The organism is Micromonospora sp. DT15 (assembly GCF_049841475.1).
Classification (GTDB): domain Bacteria; phylum Actinomycetota; class Actinomycetes; order Mycobacteriales; family Micromonosporaceae; genus Micromonospora.
In genome coordinates this window covers 542423-556278 of record NZ_JBNCKJ010000001.1, presented here as the reverse complement: position 1 = coordinate 556278, position 13856 = coordinate 542423, and the positions used below count along the sequence as shown (strand labels likewise).

General features: G+C 72.4%; 13 protein-coding genes and 5 tRNA genes. 11 read left to right on the top strand and 7 right to left on the bottom strand.

All coding sequences use genetic code 11. The features are described from left to right. Nucleotides 1-73: 73 nt before the first annotated feature. Nucleotides 74-148 (bottom strand) — tRNA-Val (locus tag ACLQ3F_RS02580). Between the two features lie 26 nt (nucleotides 149-174). Then, nucleotides 175-247: transfer RNA gene (locus tag ACLQ3F_RS02575), tRNA-Gly, on the bottom strand. Nucleotides 248-393: 146 nt separating this feature from the next. Here ACLQ3F_RS02575 and ACLQ3F_RS02570 point away from each other — a divergent pair. From ACLQ3F_RS02570 to ACLQ3F_RS02560, 3 genes are all read left to right on the top strand, one after another. Then, complete coding sequence (locus tag ACLQ3F_RS02570; RefSeq protein ID WP_091400768.1) at nucleotides 394-636, top strand: DUF6458 family protein; 243 nt, start codon at nucleotides 394-396, stop codon at nucleotides 634-636. A 237-nt stretch (nucleotides 637-873) separates the two neighbouring features. Beyond that, nucleotides 874-1608, top strand: a complete 735-nt coding sequence (locus ACLQ3F_RS02565; RefSeq protein WP_425845596.1) for a GNAT family N-acetyltransferase — start codon at nucleotides 874-876, stop codon at nucleotides 1606-1608. A 278-nt stretch (nucleotides 1609-1886) separates the two neighbouring features. After that, complete coding sequence (locus ACLQ3F_RS02560; protein ID WP_425846171.1) at nucleotides 1887-2435, top strand: winged helix-turn-helix domain-containing protein; 549 nt, start codon at nucleotides 1887-1889, stop codon at nucleotides 2433-2435. Between the two features lie 63 nt (nucleotides 2436-2498). Here the strand turns inward: ACLQ3F_RS02560 and ACLQ3F_RS02555 are convergent. The 3 genes from ACLQ3F_RS02555 to ACLQ3F_RS02545 form a co-directional block, all read right to left on the bottom strand. Then, a tRNA-Val gene (locus ACLQ3F_RS02555) sits at nucleotides 2499-2573 on the bottom strand. 13 nt (nucleotides 2574-2586) lie between these two features. Continuing rightward, nucleotides 2587-2657, bottom strand: a tRNA-Cys gene (locus tag ACLQ3F_RS02550). Between the two features lie 34 nt (nucleotides 2658-2691). Next, a tRNA-Gly gene (locus ACLQ3F_RS02545) sits at nucleotides 2692-2764 on the bottom strand. 387 nt (nucleotides 2765-3151) lie between these two features. Between ACLQ3F_RS02545 and ACLQ3F_RS02540 the strand changes: the two genes are divergently transcribed. The 3 genes from ACLQ3F_RS02540 to ACLQ3F_RS02530 all read left to right on the top strand — a co-directional run bounded on the left by ACLQ3F_RS02540 (nucleotide 3152) and on the right by ACLQ3F_RS02530 (nucleotide 7489). Next, a complete protein-coding gene (locus tag ACLQ3F_RS02540; RefSeq protein WP_355007060.1) occupies nucleotides 3152-3754 on the top strand; it encodes a TetR/AcrR family transcriptional regulator in 603 nt (200 codons plus the stop codon). An 82-nt stretch (nucleotides 3755-3836) separates the two neighbouring features. Continuing rightward, complete coding sequence (locus ACLQ3F_RS02535) at nucleotides 3837-4418, top strand: TIGR03086 family metal-binding protein (RefSeq protein WP_425845593.1); 582 nt, start codon at nucleotides 3837-3839, stop codon at nucleotides 4416-4418. A gap of 140 nt (nucleotides 4419-4558) precedes the next feature. Continuing rightward, on the top strand, nucleotides 4559-7489 hold the full coding sequence (locus tag ACLQ3F_RS02530; RefSeq protein WP_425845591.1) for a M36 family metallopeptidase: 2931 nt from the start codon (nucleotides 4559-4561) through the stop codon (nucleotides 7487-7489). A 92-nt stretch (nucleotides 7490-7581) separates the two neighbouring features. Here ACLQ3F_RS02530 and ACLQ3F_RS02525 read toward each other — a convergent pair whose 3' ends face one another. Next, complete coding sequence (locus tag ACLQ3F_RS02525; protein WP_425845588.1) at nucleotides 7582-8475, bottom strand: hypothetical protein; 894 nt, start codon at nucleotides 8473-8475, stop codon at nucleotides 7582-7584. Nucleotides 8476-8625: 150 nt separating this feature from the next. Here ACLQ3F_RS02525 and ACLQ3F_RS02520 point away from each other — a divergent pair, with 150 nt between their 5' ends. The 5 genes from ACLQ3F_RS02520 to ACLQ3F_RS02500 all read left to right on the top strand — a co-directional run bounded on the left by ACLQ3F_RS02520 (nucleotide 8626) and on the right by ACLQ3F_RS02500 (nucleotide 13162). Then, nucleotides 8626-9294 carry a class I SAM-dependent methyltransferase gene (locus ACLQ3F_RS02520; protein WP_091400752.1) on the top strand — a complete coding sequence of 223 codons (669 nt, stop codon included), beginning with the start codon at nucleotides 8626-8628 and terminating at the stop codon, nucleotides 9292-9294. A 9-nt stretch (nucleotides 9295-9303) separates the two neighbouring features. Next, complete coding sequence (locus ACLQ3F_RS02515; RefSeq protein WP_425845585.1) at nucleotides 9304-10494, top strand: cytochrome P450; 1191 nt, start codon at nucleotides 9304-9306, stop codon at nucleotides 10492-10494. A 24-nt stretch (nucleotides 10495-10518) separates the two neighbouring features. Continuing rightward, nucleotides 10519-11367 (top strand): polysaccharide deacetylase family protein, encoded by an 849-nt coding sequence (locus ACLQ3F_RS02510; RefSeq protein ID WP_425845583.1) that lies wholly within the window; start codon nucleotides 10519-10521, stop codon nucleotides 11365-11367. An 89-nt stretch (nucleotides 11368-11456) separates the two neighbouring features. Beyond that, nucleotides 11457-12389, top strand: coding sequence for an ABC transporter ATP-binding protein (locus ACLQ3F_RS02505; RefSeq protein ID WP_425845581.1), 933 nt, complete (start codon nucleotides 11457-11459; stop codon nucleotides 12387-12389). Beyond that, entirely contained in the window at nucleotides 12386-13162 is a 777-nt protein-coding gene (locus tag ACLQ3F_RS02500; protein WP_425845578.1) for an ABC transporter permease subunit, read from the top strand. The genes ACLQ3F_RS02505 and ACLQ3F_RS02500 overlap by 4 nt, the downstream gene beginning before the upstream one ends. 37 nt (nucleotides 13163-13199) lie before the next feature. Here the strand turns inward: ACLQ3F_RS02500 and ACLQ3F_RS02495 are convergent, their stop codons facing one another. Further along, entirely contained in the window at nucleotides 13200-13817 is a 618-nt protein-coding gene (locus ACLQ3F_RS02495; protein WP_393225773.1) for a response regulator, read from the bottom strand. Nucleotides 13818-13856 lie beyond the last annotated feature (39 nt).

Below are 13856 nucleotides of genomic sequence, written 5' to 3'. Positions count from 1 at the left end.
CGATGGTCACCCATGGAGAAAGAGGCCCGTCACCGGATATCCGGCAACGGGCCATCTGATCGCTCTGTGTGGATGGTGGGCGATACTGGGTTTGAACCAGTGACCTCTTCCGTGTCAGGGAAGCGCGCTCCCACTGCGCCAATCGCCCGTGGCGGCCCCAGGGGGCACATCGCGAGCGGACGACGGGATTCGAACCCGCGACCCTCACCTTGGCAAGGTGATGCGCTACCAGCTGCGCTACGTCCGCACGTCCCCGGCAAGCGCCGGCGACAGGTGAACTCTACCCGATGCCAAGATCGCTTGGAACGGCACCCTGGCCGGTCGCGGTTGCGCTGGTGCCGGCTGGGGTACTGAACGATCCGACAGCGCACCACACCCCCTAAGGAGGCTGTCGTGGGTATCGGCACCAGCATCTTCCTGATCGCGCTCGGCGCGATCCTCACCTTCGCACTGGACGCGAGCGTCGGCGGCATCAACCTCGACGTGGTCGGCTGGATCCTGATGGGCGCCGGCGTGCTCGGCCTGATCATGACCACGCTGATCTGGGGTCGCCGCCGCCAGGTCGTCACCACCACCGAGCAGCCGGTGGAGTACCGCCAGGTCGAGGAGCGGCGGGACATCGCCCCGCCGCTGTGACCCGGACAGGTCCACCGCTGGCGGAGCCGCCAGACCACCGCTGGCGGAGCCGCCAGACACAGCGCATACGGGCCGGCAGCCGCACCGACGGCGGCCGGCCCGTCCGCAGGACGCGATCGCTGGCGGGGCAGGAGAGACACGAGGCAGACGAGGTGCCGGCCGCCGCCGGTGATGTCGTCCACAGTGCCTGTTTCCGCTGGCCGAGGGGGTTGCCGCCCCCGCGTTACGATCCAGATCATGGAGCCTCTCGACACGGTGCTGGCCGCGCACCGGGCGTACCTGCTCGGTTGGAACATCGGCGTCGCCGGCGGGCCGGACCTCCCGACCTACCGCAGTGAGGTGCCGCACGCACCCCTCAACGGCGTGCTGCGGGTGGTCGGGCGCACACCGCAGGACGCGCTCAGCGAGGCCCGGAAGCGCCTGCACGGCGTACCCCGGATCTGGTGGGTCGGCCCGGACAGCGACGCCGGCACCGCGGACGGCCTGGTCTCCCTCGGCGCCGCGCAGGTCGCCCGGATGCCGATCATGACCGTGGGGATCGGGGCGGTGGCGGAGGTGCCGACTCCGGCCGGTGTCCGGATCGCCGAGACCACCGACCTCGCCACGTTCGTCCCGGCCTATGCCCGGGTGTCCGGAATCTCAGCGGACGGCGTGGCGGCGACGATCGAACGGGAGAAGGCATTCACCGGAGAGGGCACAGTGCTGCGGCTGACCGGCCGCCTCGATGACGGCCGGATCGTCGCGACGGCCGTCGCCTGGATCAGCCACGGTCTGGTCACCCTCTACTTCGTCGGCACCCAGCCGGAACAGCGCCGCAGAGGCATCGGCGCGGCCATGACCAGGGCCGCCCTCGAACTGGCTGCCGAGCGAGGCGCCCGCACCGCCGCACTCACCTCGTCGGCCGTCGGTGAGTCGGTCTACCGCGGCCTCGGCTTCCAGCCGGTGGGCGAGTTCCGCCTGTTGACCTTCTGAACCAGCCCGCACCGCCCGGCCGCCCGCCGCCCGGCCGCCCGCCGCCCGCCGCCCGCCGCCATGATCGTGCTGGATCCTGGATGTAGTGGCCTCATCGACGGTCCGATACCACTACATCCAGGATCCAGCGCGATCTTCGGATGGTGCGGGCCGGAAGGCGATGGTTGCCGGCGAAACCATTGACTACGGCGGTCAGACAGCGTTGTCTTTCCTGTGGCACCTGGGGAAGGGGAACGATGGTCGACGATTTGTCCCTCGTATTCTGCGTGAGCGCTGACGTGTCGGTACGCGAGCGAATGGTGCGGCGACTCGACGGGCTCGGCACTCTCGTCATCTGCACCGACCTCGCCGAGTTGCAGGCGATGATCGGCCCGCCCATGGTCAACGGGCCGGCCGCACTCCTCAGCCCCTCCGCGCCCGGCACCGTTGGCGCGTCAGCCGCCGCCCCCGAAGCCGCCGCCGAACCCGCCCTCGCAGTGAAGGCCACCGCCGCACCGAGGGCCGCGGCCGCGCCTGCTGTGACCCCGGAACGGATCAGCCTGCGTGATCTTGAGATCTACCCGCTCGACCACGTGGTGACGTGGCGCGGAGAACGGCTGAGCCTGACCCGACTCGAGCGCAACCTGCTCACCCAACTCGCCACCGCACCGGTCGGAGTCTGGACGTACCAACGACTCTTCGAATCGGTCTGGGGCTGCGCGTTCCTCGGCGACACGTCGAGTCTGCACTCGGCCGTGAAGCGGTTACGTCGCAAACTGCACGCCGTCGACGACGCCCTGCGCGTGCACACCGTACGAGGCGTCGGCTACCGGCTCAGCGTCGACTGATGACGTGGCACCACAAGCGAAACGGCTCGTCACCGGGTCTTCCGGTGACGAGCCGTTCTCCTCTGGTGGGCGATACTGGGTTTGAACCAGTGACCTCTTCCGTGTCAAGGAAGCGCGCTCCCACTGCGCCAATCGCCCGTGCTTGTTGCCGAGGTGGGGACGGGATTTGAACCCGCGTACACGGCTTTGCAGGCCGTTGCCTCGCCTCTCGGCCACCCCACCGAGGTTGCCCCCGTCATACGTGGCGGCAGCTCCGAGCGGACGACGGGATTCGAACCCGCGACCCTCACCTTGGCAAGGTGATGCGCTACCAGCTGCGCTACGTCCGCACGCCCCCGGACGTTCCCGGGTGACGGATGAGAACTTTAGCCGAGTAGGTGTTTGACTGCCAACTCGGGGTCGCCTCGGCGCGTCCCGGGTGGCCGGGGCTGGAGCGGAGTCACCCCCGGCGGGCATCCTAGGCGGCTGGCCTGGTGTCTGAATCCGGCACCGACCGTCACGCTCCGACACTCCTCGGCAATGATCGTCATCATCGCGTCGCATACCTGACCATCGACGTCTCGACGACCCGGCACCGGGCAGCGGACCTCGGTGAACACTCTCCGTGGAACGACGGACGACACGCGAAAGAAGTGTCCGGCTTCCGACTGCCACGGCGTGAATCGGCGCGTGGTGGTAACTGTTCGTGTTCAGTCGGATGGGCTACGGTAACGGTCGTGACGAGACGTGCGGCCGAGATCCGCCTGGATGCCCTGCTGCGCACCGCCTGCGACGTGATCGTGGAGCGCGGGCTGGCCAACACCCGGACAGCGGACGTGGCGAATGCCGCGGGCGTGAGTCAGGCGTTGGTCTTCTACCACTTCGCCACCAAGGAACGGCTGCTCGCGCAGGCCTTCGCGTACGCGGTCGAGCAGGATCTGGCCCGGCTCGACGCGGTGACCCGTTCCTCGGCCGCGCCGCTGACCAAGCTCCGCCGGATCCTCAAGCTCTACACCCCGGCCGGGCGGGCGACCTCCTGGTCCATGTGGATCGACGGCTGGTCCGAGTCGCTGCGTACCCCGGAGTTGGAGAAGGTCTCCCGGCGGCTGGACCTGCGCTGGCGACAGGACCTGGCCGCGGTGATCACCGCCGGGGTGGCCGACGGCACCTTCCAGTGCGCCGACGCCGACGGGGCCGCGTGGCGGATCAGCGCGGTGATGGACGGCCTCGCCGTCCAACTCGCCGTGCACGACCGGGTGATCTCCCGCCGCCAGTTCGGCGAGTGGGTCCGGCTGGTCACCGCCCGAGAGCTCGGCTTGGACCCGGCCGACCTCGACTGAGCTGGGGTGGCCAGCACCGATCCCCGCACCGAGCCGGGCAAAACGGACTCAGTCCGCCCCGTCGACCGGAACAATCGGCGGCATGGACCTCTTGGAGGCGTACCGCCGGAGCCTGGCCGAATTCATCGACCGGGTGGATCAGATCGAGCCCGGCCAGTGGTCCGACCCGACACCCTGCTCGGACTGGGACCTCCGCACGCTTGTCAACCACGTGGTGACCGAGGACCGGTGGAGCGTTCCGCTGCTCGCCGGCCGGACCATCGACGAGGTCGGCGACCGGCTCGACGGTGACCAACTCGGCGCCGACCCGATCGCGACGGCTCGGGAGGCCGCCGCGCAGGCCGAGATCGCCGCCACCCACCCCGGCGCGATCGACCGCACCGTGCACCTCTCCGGCGGCGACACCCCGGCCACCGAGTACCTCCGGCAACTCCTCGCCGAGCACCTCGTGCACGGCTGGGACGTGGCGGTGGCGATCGGCGCGCAGCCACGGCTCGACCCGGACGCGGTGCACGCCGCCGCCCAGTGGTTCGCCGGCCAGATCGACGCCTACCGGCGCAACGACCTGGTCCACACCGGCGTACAGGTGCCCGACGACGCCGACGAGCAGGACCACCTGCTGGCCGCGTTCGGCCGCGACCCCGACTGGGCGCCGAGCGCCTGAGCGAATCTCGATCTGTTGGTGCGACAGCGGCTCCGGACCTTGCCGTGACCTCGGGAGACTGATATCCACAGATGCGCATGCGTCACCGCGCATCTGTGGTCGGCGACTCGCCGGCCATCCCGCTCCCACGAGGAGGTCCCGTGCCACAACCGGAGTGGTCACCCCCGATGAGCCGGCGTCGACGCCGGCTCATCGCCATCCTGGCGACGACGGCGACGGTCGCCGCGCTGCTCCCCACCGGCGTGAGCACCGCAGCCCCCACCGGCGGCGCGACATCCGCCGAGCGCCGGTCCGGTCCGTTCGCCGAGGGGCACACCCCCGCCGACGCCGACAACCGCGCCGGTACGGCGGCACCCGACGCCCGCCAACGCGGCCTGGCCCGCGCCGTCGACCCCGACGTCCGGTGGAACCGGCTCGGCACCCCACAGGCGCTCGGCCCCGGCCGCACCCCGCTGGCCAGCGGGCTGCCCGCCGACCCGGAGGCCGCCGCCCGCGCCTACCTGGCCGCCAACCAGGACCTGTTCGGCATGGACGCCGCCACGGTGGCCAGCATGGAACGGGTGCTGGTCCGACCGATCGGCAGCGGCACCGTCGTCACCCTCCGGCAACGCTTCGGCGACCTGCCCGCGGGGCCGGACGGCCTCGTCACCCTCGCGGTCGCCGACGGCGCGGTGCTCTCGGTCAGCTCCTCGCTGGCCCGCGACACCGGCACGCCGGCGCCGGCCACCCGCACCGCGGAGCAGGCGTACGCCGCCGCGCTCGCCGACGCGAAGCTGACCGCCGACGCGGTGGCCAGCCACACCATCCGGTCGGTGGCCGTACCCACCCCGCTGGACGGGCCACGGGCCGCCTACGAGGTGACCATGATCGGCGCGGACACCGAGCACCCGGCCGCGTTCACCAGCTACGTGGACGGCAGCACCGGGCAGGTCCTGGTCCGCGAGGACCTCGTCGACTTCGACTCCGACAACCCGAGCTGGGCGGTCTTCCCGGCCACGCCGCCTCGCGACCTCGGCCCCGGGCAGGACCCCCGGGTGCGCTGGTGCGGGGACCCGGCCCCCGGCTGCCAGGCCGCCTTCCGCGACCCGGCCACCGGCCAACCGTGGGACGTCGACGCGGCCACCGGTACGCCGACCTTCACCTCGCGCGGCAACTCGGCCAACACGGTGCTGTCCTGGGGTGCGAGCACCCCGGTCGTGCCGGCCCCCACCAGCCCGGAACGCCGCTACGAGTACCCCTTCACCGACCAGTGGCACCAGGCGAAGTGCAACCCGGGGGTGTTCACCTCCGCCCAGCGCAACGACGCCGACGCGTCGATCGCCAACCTCTTCGCCATGCACAACCGGATGCACGACTGGTCGTACCAGTTGGGCTTCACCGAGTCGGCGTGGAACCTCCAGGCGGTCAACCTCACCCCGTCCGGTCTGGGCGGTGACGCCGAGCAGGGCCGCGCCCAGCAGGGCGCGCTGACCGGCAACCGGAACAACGCCAACCAGGGCACCCCGCGCGACGGGTTGCCGCCGACCACCAACATGTACCTCTGGCAGCCGCAGGCCGGCGGGCCGTACCCGCCGTGCGTGGACGGCGACTACGACATGACGGTGATCGGCCACGAGTACACCCACGCGATCACCAACCGGATGATCGCCGGCCCGGACAGCGGGATCAGCGGCCACCAGGGCGGGTCGATGGGTGAGTCCTGGGGCGACCTGCTGGCCGCCGAGTACCTCTTCCAGCACGGGCTGCGCGCGCCCGGCGAGACGCCCTTCATCACGGGCGGCTACGTCACCGGCAACCTGGTCAGCGGCATCCGCAACTACGACCTGAGCCGCAGCCCGCTCAACTACTCCGACATCGGCTACAACACCGCCGGCCCGGCGGTGCATGCCGACGGGGAGATCTGGGGCGCCACCAACTTCCGGGTCCGCTCCGCCCTGGTGAAGCGGTACGGCCTCGGCACCCCGCAACGGCAGCTCGACTGCGCGTTGGGCAAGGTCGCGGCAGATCAGTGCCCGGGCAACAGGCGCTGGTCACAGCTGGTCTTCGACTCGTTCCTGCTCCAGGCCGCCAGCCAGGTCAGCATGCTCGACATGCGCGACAACATGCTCACCGCCGACCTGCTCCGCTTCGGCGGCGCGAACCAGGACCTCATCTGGGCCGAGTTCGCCCGCTCCGGCATGGGCCGGGACGCCGCCACGAACGGTGCCGGCGACACCGACCCGACGCCGAGTTTCGCCTCGCCGCACGGTGGCAACGCGACGCTCACCCTGCGGCCGCGCGGAGACAGCGCCGAAGCGCCGATCCGGGTGTACGTGGGGGCGTACGAGGCGCGGGCCGTGCCGGTGGCCGACACCGACCCGGCGACGCCGATCCCGAACACCGTGGAGATGGTGGCCGGCACGTACGACCTGCTCGCCGTGGCCCCCGGGTTCGGGCACCAGCGGCTCAGCGTCACCGCCAAGGCAGGGCAGAACGGGTACGTCGACCTGCGGATGAGCCCCAACCTCGCCTCCACCGCGTCCGGCGCCACCGTCACCGGCGACGGGGTCAACCTGGACCGGGTCGTCGACGACACCGAGGCGACGAACTGGGCGTCCCTGGATGGGGTCGCCGGCCGGCAGCTCACAGTGGCGCTGGCGGGCGACGCCCCGCAGACGGTCAAGCGGGTGAACGTCAGCGCGATGCTGCGCCCGGCGATCACCGGCGACGCCGACACCGGCGCGCAGAACGCACTCAGTGCCCTGCGCTCGTTCGCGGTGTCCGCCTGCAACGCGACGACCACCGACTGCGCGGATCCGGCGCGTTGGCAGCGCATTTACACCAGCCCGGGGGACGCGTTCCCCGGCGGGGCGTACCGGGCGTACAGCCGCGACATCAACCTCCGGACGTTCGCGGTACCCACCACCCTCGCCACCCACCTGCGTCTTGAGGTGCTGGCGAGCCAGTGCACCGGCGGCCCGAACTACGCGGGCGAGCAGGACGACGACCCGGCCACGACGACGGACTGCGCGACCGCCAGCCCGGCCCGGAGCCAGGTCCGGATCGCCGAGTTCCAGGCGTTCTCGAAGTGACACGGTGGGGCCGGCGGATGTCCGCCGGCCCCACACCCCCGTTCGGCGCGGGGCAGCGCTACCGCCGCACGGCTCCCGTCGCGGACCCTCGATCAGCGGTGCGCTCGACTCCACGGGTCGGCGACGGCCGGGCGCTCCCAGCGCCGGTCCACCGGGGGATCGTCGCCCCCGTCGGCGTCCCCGGGCGCGGCCCGGGTCAGGTGCCGCAGCCGCAGCAGCAGCCCCACCCCGAGGAAGAGCAGCAGCCCGCCGAGGAGAAACGCGGCCTGCACCACGCCGAACGCGCCGGACTGCGAGACCGGGCGGTTGGCTGCCGGTGGCGCGGCGTCGGCCGGGTACTCCCCGACCGCCTCCTCCGTCGCCGTGCTCTCGTCCTCGGTCGGCGCGCTGGCGGATTCGGTGGGCTCCGGCGGGGTCTTCGTCGGCTTCGGGGTGCTGGTCGGTACGCCGCCCACCCCCACCACGGCACGGGTGGCGGTCTGCCGGGCCAGCAGGCGCAGGTTGGCGTCGTACGCCTCGGCGGCGAGGGTGACCCGCCCCTGGGTGACGTCCTCGGCGAAGGCCACCCGGTAGCGGGCCGTGACAGTGCGGCCCGGGCAGAGCGTGCCCGGGTCGAGTTGCCGGTCGGTCAGCCGGGCGGTGTCACCCTCGGTGCGGATCTGGAGCGGAAAGTCGCCGGTCTCCTCCACCCGGTCCATCTTCACCTGATCGAGCCGCAGGCCGCCCTGCACGCTGAGCACCATCGACCAGCGCACCTTCGCACACCTGGCGCGCCGGTCCGTCTGGGAGACCACCGCGGAGATCGTCCGCACCTGCTCACCGGCGGTGAACCGTCCCGGCAGGCCGCTCATCTCGGTGGTGAAGGCCGCCTGTGCCGGGGCAGCCGCCGCCAGCTCCACCCCGCTCAGACAGGCCAGCACCACCCCTGCCCTCAGCGCATACCGCCACACCGTCACCACCGCCGTCCTCCGTTCGGTCGCCTCCACCCCGCAACGCTAGAAGCGGGGGACGGCACCGACCAGACGGGTGTGTTCGCACCGGACGGCAAGGACGGGGTGGGTTTTCACCGACCGTGGTGAACCGGTCACCACTCCCCCGCGACACGCCGGGAGTCGGGCCGCTGGGACAATCACGCAGTGTCCGAGCTCTCCAGCACGTTCGTCCGGCTGCACGCCCGGCTGGCCCCGGTCCCCTTCGTACCTGAGGTGCGGCTGCACCAGGCGGACGAGCCGATCGGCCTGTGGGAGCTGACCGAGGGCGAGTTCTCCAGCGACCGGCCACCGCCGTTCTGGGCGTTCGCGTGGGCCGGCGGGCAGGCCCTCGCCCGTCACGTCACCGACCACCCGGAGCTGGTCGCCGGCCGGCGGGTGCTCGACCTCGCCTCCGGCTCCGGCCTGGTGGCCATCGCCGCGGCCCGCGCCGGCGCGGCGTCAGTGCGGGCCGTCGAGGTGGACGAGTTGGCGGTGGCGGCGGTCGCCCTCAATGCGGAGGCCAACGGGGTACGCGTCGACGCCGAGTTCGGCGACATCCTCGACGGCGACGCCGGGGACGCCGAGGTGGTGCTCGCCGGAGACGTCTTCTACAGCGAGGCGATGGCCCGCCGGGTCCTGCGGTTCCTGCTGCGTGCCGCCCGGGCCGGCGCGCCGGCGCTCGTCGGTGACCCCGGCCGGGCGTTCCTGCCCCGGGACCGCTTCGACGAGGTGGCCGGGTACGACGTGCCGGTGCCGGAGGCGTTGGAGAGTGTGCGGGTGAAGCGCACCACCGTCTGGCGGCTGCGCGCCGGGCTGCCGGGGGCCTCCGGCTAGCGTGTCCGGGTGCTGTTCCGCAGCTGGGCGCAGGTGGCCGACCCCGCATGGCCGGACGTGGCCCGGGTGCCGGACCACGTCGGCGGTACCCACCTGGTCGTGACCCGGCACGCGCTGGTCCGCGAGGTCCTCGCCGACCCGGTCACCTACCGACCTGACAACGCGCTGGACGCGGTGACTCCGATGCCGGTGACCGCGCTGCGGGTGCTCGCCGGGCACCGGTTCCGGCTGCCGCCGACCCTGGCGAACAACTCGGGCGCCAGCCATCCGCAGATCCGGGCCATCGTCGCGGAGGCGTTGCACCCGGCCCGGGTGGCCGCGCAACGGCAGTGGCTCACCGCGCTGGTCCGGGACCGGGTCGCCCGGATCGGCGCCGCGCTCGACGCCGGCTCGCCTGTCGACCTGTACGCGGACCTCGCCGCCGACCTGCCGCTGCTGGTGCTGGCCCGGCTGGTCGAGTTGCCGGACGCGTCGGTCGGCGCGGTCAAGGAGTTCGCCCGCGCCGCGCTGGAGTTGTTCTGGGCGCCACTGGACCCCGACCGGCAGCTGGCGCTCGCCACCGAGGTGGGCCGGTTCCACAGCGTGCTGCGTGACTTCGCGGCCGTCGGTGGCGGTCTGGCCGCCGAGCTGCGGTCGGCCGGGCACCCGCCGGACGTGGTGGTCGGCGCGCTCTTCTTCCTGTTGGTCGCCGGGCAGGAGACCACCTCGCAGTTCCTCACCCTGCTCCTGCACCGGCTGGCCGACGAGCCGGCCGTCCGGGCCGGCCTGCGCAGCGGCGAGGTCGCGGTGGCCGACGTGGTGGAGGAGGGATTGCGGCTGGAACCACCGATCGTCACCTGGCGACGGGTGGCGACGACGGAGAGCACGCTGGGCGGCACACGGGTGCCGGCGGGCACCAGCCTCGTGCTGTGGCTGGGCCGCGCCGGTCGGGACCCGGCGGTCGTGGAGTCGCCCGACGAGTTCCGTCCGGGCCAGCGTGGATCACGCAGGCACCTGGCGTTCGGGGCGGGCGCGCACCGCTGCGTCGGGGACGTGCTGGCCCGGATGGAGGCAGCCGTGGTGGTGGCCGAGGCCGCGCCGCTGCTGGACGGGGTGACAGTGCTCCGTCCGCCCTGGTGCCCGGACAATCTCACCTTCCGGATGCCGGACGCGTTCGTGGTCCGCCGCCGCACCGCGGACACCGGGCTGACCGGATCCTGACATCCGCTCGGTATGTTTCCGGGCGTGTCAGCCACCCCCACCCGTCGAATCCCTGCCGCCGTAACGCTTCTGGCCCTGCTGGCGTTGACTGCCTGCACAGTCGGTCCGAACTACCCGGCGCACGCTCGGCAGGTCGCCGCGGCTGAGCCGACTCCGTCCGTCCCGGCGGCGGCCCCCTCGGCCTCGCCGTCCCCGACCGCGAAGCCCCCGTTCAAGAGCCTGGCCTGGTACGTGTCCCAGGTGCCGACGTTTCCCGAGGCGCCACTGCCGCAACCGGTACCGCTGCCCACCACCGGTTCGGCCGCGTTCTGGCATCGCCTGCCGACCGACCAGAAGGTCGCCTTCATCACCATCGACGACGGTGGGCTGGCCCGTCCGCCGGAAGTCATCGACTTCATCTGGGAGGCGCGTATCCCGGTGACGATGTTCCTCAACTCGCCGGCGGCGGCGGAGCACACCGACTACTTCCGGCAGATCGAGGCGGTGGGCGGGGTCGTGGAGAACCACACCATCCACCACAACTCGCTGGCCGGCCGGTCGTACGACTACCAGAAGCAGGAGATCTGCGGTGCCGCCGACAGGCTGGAGGAGCTGTTCGGCAAGCGGCCCACCCTGTTCCGGCCACCGTTCGGTGAGCATGACAGCAGCACGCTGAAGGCCGCGCACGACTGCGGCGCGAAGGCGGTCTTCCACTGGACCGAGACCGTCCACGAGGGGAAGGTGCGCTACCAGACCCCGGAGAAGGTGGTCCAACCCGGCGACGTGCTGCTGATGCACTTCCGACCGGCGTTGATGGACGACCTGCTCGCGGCGTTGAAGGCGATCCACCGGGCCGGGCTCACCCCGGCGCTGCTGGAGCAGTACGTACGGTGATCAGCCCGCCACCGACCTGACGAAAGTCAGGGACGGGTGGTGCCGTTCGGGCGCGGCGGGGCGGCAGCCCGCTCGCCTAGCGTCAGCGCATGATCACATTACGTGGGTTGACGAAACGGTTCGGGTCGACCGTCGCCGTCGACGCGTTGACAGTCGACATCGCGCCCGGCCGGGTCACCGGCTTCCTCGGCCCCAACGGCGCCGGCAAGTCCACCACCATGCGGATGATCCTCGGGCTGGACCGTCCCACCGCCGGGCAGGCCCTGGTGGGCGGGCGCGCGTACCGGGAGTTGCGCCGGCCGCTGCACGAGGTGGGCGCGCTGCTCGACGCCCGGGCCATCCACCCGGCCCGGTCCGGCCGGGCGCACCTGCGGGCCATGGCGCACAGCAACGGCATCCCGACCCGCCGGGTCGACGAGGTGTTGGACACCGTCGGGCTGGACGGGCGGGCCGCCGCCAAGCCGGGGCGGACGCTCTCGCTCGGCATGGGCCAACGGCTCGGCATCGCCGGCGCGCTGCTCGGCGACCCGCCGGTGCTGATGTTCGACGAGCCGGTGAACGGACTCGACCCGGACGGGGTGCGCTGGGTGCGGCAGCTGATGCGCTCACTGGCCGACGAGGGGCGGACGATCTTCGTGTCCAGCCACCTGATGAGCGAGATGCAGCTCACCGCCGACCAACTCGTGGTGATCGGCCGGGGGCGACTGCTCGCCGACGAGCCGATCGGCGACGTGATCGCCCGCAGCACTGTCGCGGTCCGGGTCCGCAGCCCACACCCGGATGGGCTGGCCGCGCTCGCCACGCGCCTCACGGCCGCCGGGGCGAGCGTCGAGGCGGCCGACCGGAACGAGCTGACCGTCACCGGCGCCACCGCCGACCAGGTCGGCGATCTGGCCCACGAACTGGGGGTACGACTGCACGAGCTCAGCGCACACGCCGCGTCGCTGGAGCAGGCGTTCATGGAACTGACCGCCGACAGCGTCGAGTACGCCGGTGGCCCGACCGGAGGTGGGGCGCGATGAGCACCAGCACCAGCACCCGCCACGGCGCGGTGGCCGCCGAGTGGACCAAGCTCTCCTCGGTCCGGAGCACCTGGTGGACGGCGCTGGCCGGGCTGCTGGTGATGGCCGCCAGCGCCGGTCAACTGGCCATCTACGCCGCCAACGACAACACCAACGACGACCCGACCGACGACCGGGGAATCGTCACCGTCGGCAGCGTGCTCATCAGCTCGGTCGAGTTGACCCAGTACGTGGTGCTGGCGCTGGGCCTGCTCGCTATCACCGCCGAGTTCACCAGCGGCACCATCCGTACGACGCTGCAGTGCACCCCGTCCCGCGGTCGCGTACTGCTGGCCAAGGCCGCCGTCGCCGGGGCGGTCACCTTCGCGCTCGGGCTGCTCCTCGGCGGCGTCGGCGCCCTGGTCGCCCGGCCGGTGCTCGGCGAGTGGGGCAGCGCCCCCGCCGCCGACACGGTCGGCGACATCGTGGCGGTGGCGACCTACCTGGCGCTGGTCGGTGTGCTCGCCCTGGGCCTCGGCGCCGCGCTCCGCAGTGCGGTGCTCACGCTCACCGTCCTCCTCGCCATCCTGATGATCGTGCCGCTGTCGCTCCAGGAGCCGGACATCGACGTGCTGAACCGGATCGCCGACGTGTTCCCCGGCGTGGCCGGCGGGCACTTCCTGGCCGGCGACACCGAGCCGTACCCGCCAGTGGTGGGGCTGCTCCTGCTCGCCGGGTGGGCCGCCGCCGCACTGCTGCTGGGCCGGGCGGCGTTGCGCCGCCGCGACGCGTAAGGCAGGCCGCGCTGAGCGGGGGCCGATCGGCCCCCGCTCAGCCGTCGACCAACCCCGCCTCGTACGCCAGGATCGCCGCCTGCACCCGGTTGCGGACGTCCAGCCGGGTGAAGATGCTGGTCAGGTAGCTCTTCACGGTGCCCTCCACGAGGTGCAGCCGGCGGGCGATCTCGGCATTGGAAAGGCCCGCCCCGACCAGGGCCAGCACCTCCCGTTCCCGCTCGGTCAGCCCGGCCGCACGGTCCCGGGCGGCGGGTCGACGGGCCAACCGGTCGGCCCCCAGCTCGATCACCCGGCGGGCCACTCTCGGCGACAGGTACGCCCCACCGTCGGCGACCGCGTGCACACCGGCGATCAGCTCACGCGGGTCGCCGGCCTTGAGCAGGAACCCGCTGGCACCGTGCCCGAGCGCCCGGGCCACGTGGTCGTCCTCGCCGAACGTGGTCAGCATGATCGTCGCGGTGTCCGGCACGACCCGGCGGATCTCGGCGGCGGCGGCCAACCCGTCCAACCGCGGCATCCGGATGTCCAGCAGCGCCACCCGGGGACGGTGGGCACGGACCAGTTCCACCGCCGCGTGCCCGTCGCCGGCCTCGGCGACCACCTCGATGCCCGGGTCGCTGGCGAGGATGGCCCGGACGCCGGCCCGGATCATCGCCTCGTCGTCGGCCAGCACCACCCGGATCGGCGGTGT

Coding starts and splice junctions, on each gene's coding strand:
- ACLQ3F_RS02565 (WP_425845596.1), top strand. CDS start 874: ATGGAGCCTCTCGACACGGTGCTGGCCGCGCACCGGGCGTACCTGCTC.
- ACLQ3F_RS02535 (WP_425845593.1), top strand. CDS start 3,837: ATGGACCTCTTGGAGGCGTACCGCCGGAGCCTGGCCGAATTCATCGAC.
- ACLQ3F_RS02505 (WP_425845581.1), top strand. CDS start 11,457: ATGATCACATTACGTGGGTTGACGAAACGGTTCGGGTCGACCGTCGCC.
- ACLQ3F_RS02500 (WP_425845578.1), top strand. CDS start 12,386: ATGAGCACCAGCACCAGCACCCGCCACGGCGCGGTGGCCGCCGAGTGG.
- ACLQ3F_RS02495 (WP_393225773.1), bottom strand. CDS start 13,817: ATGATCCGGGCCGGCGTCCGGGCCATCCTCGCCAGCGACCCGGGCATC.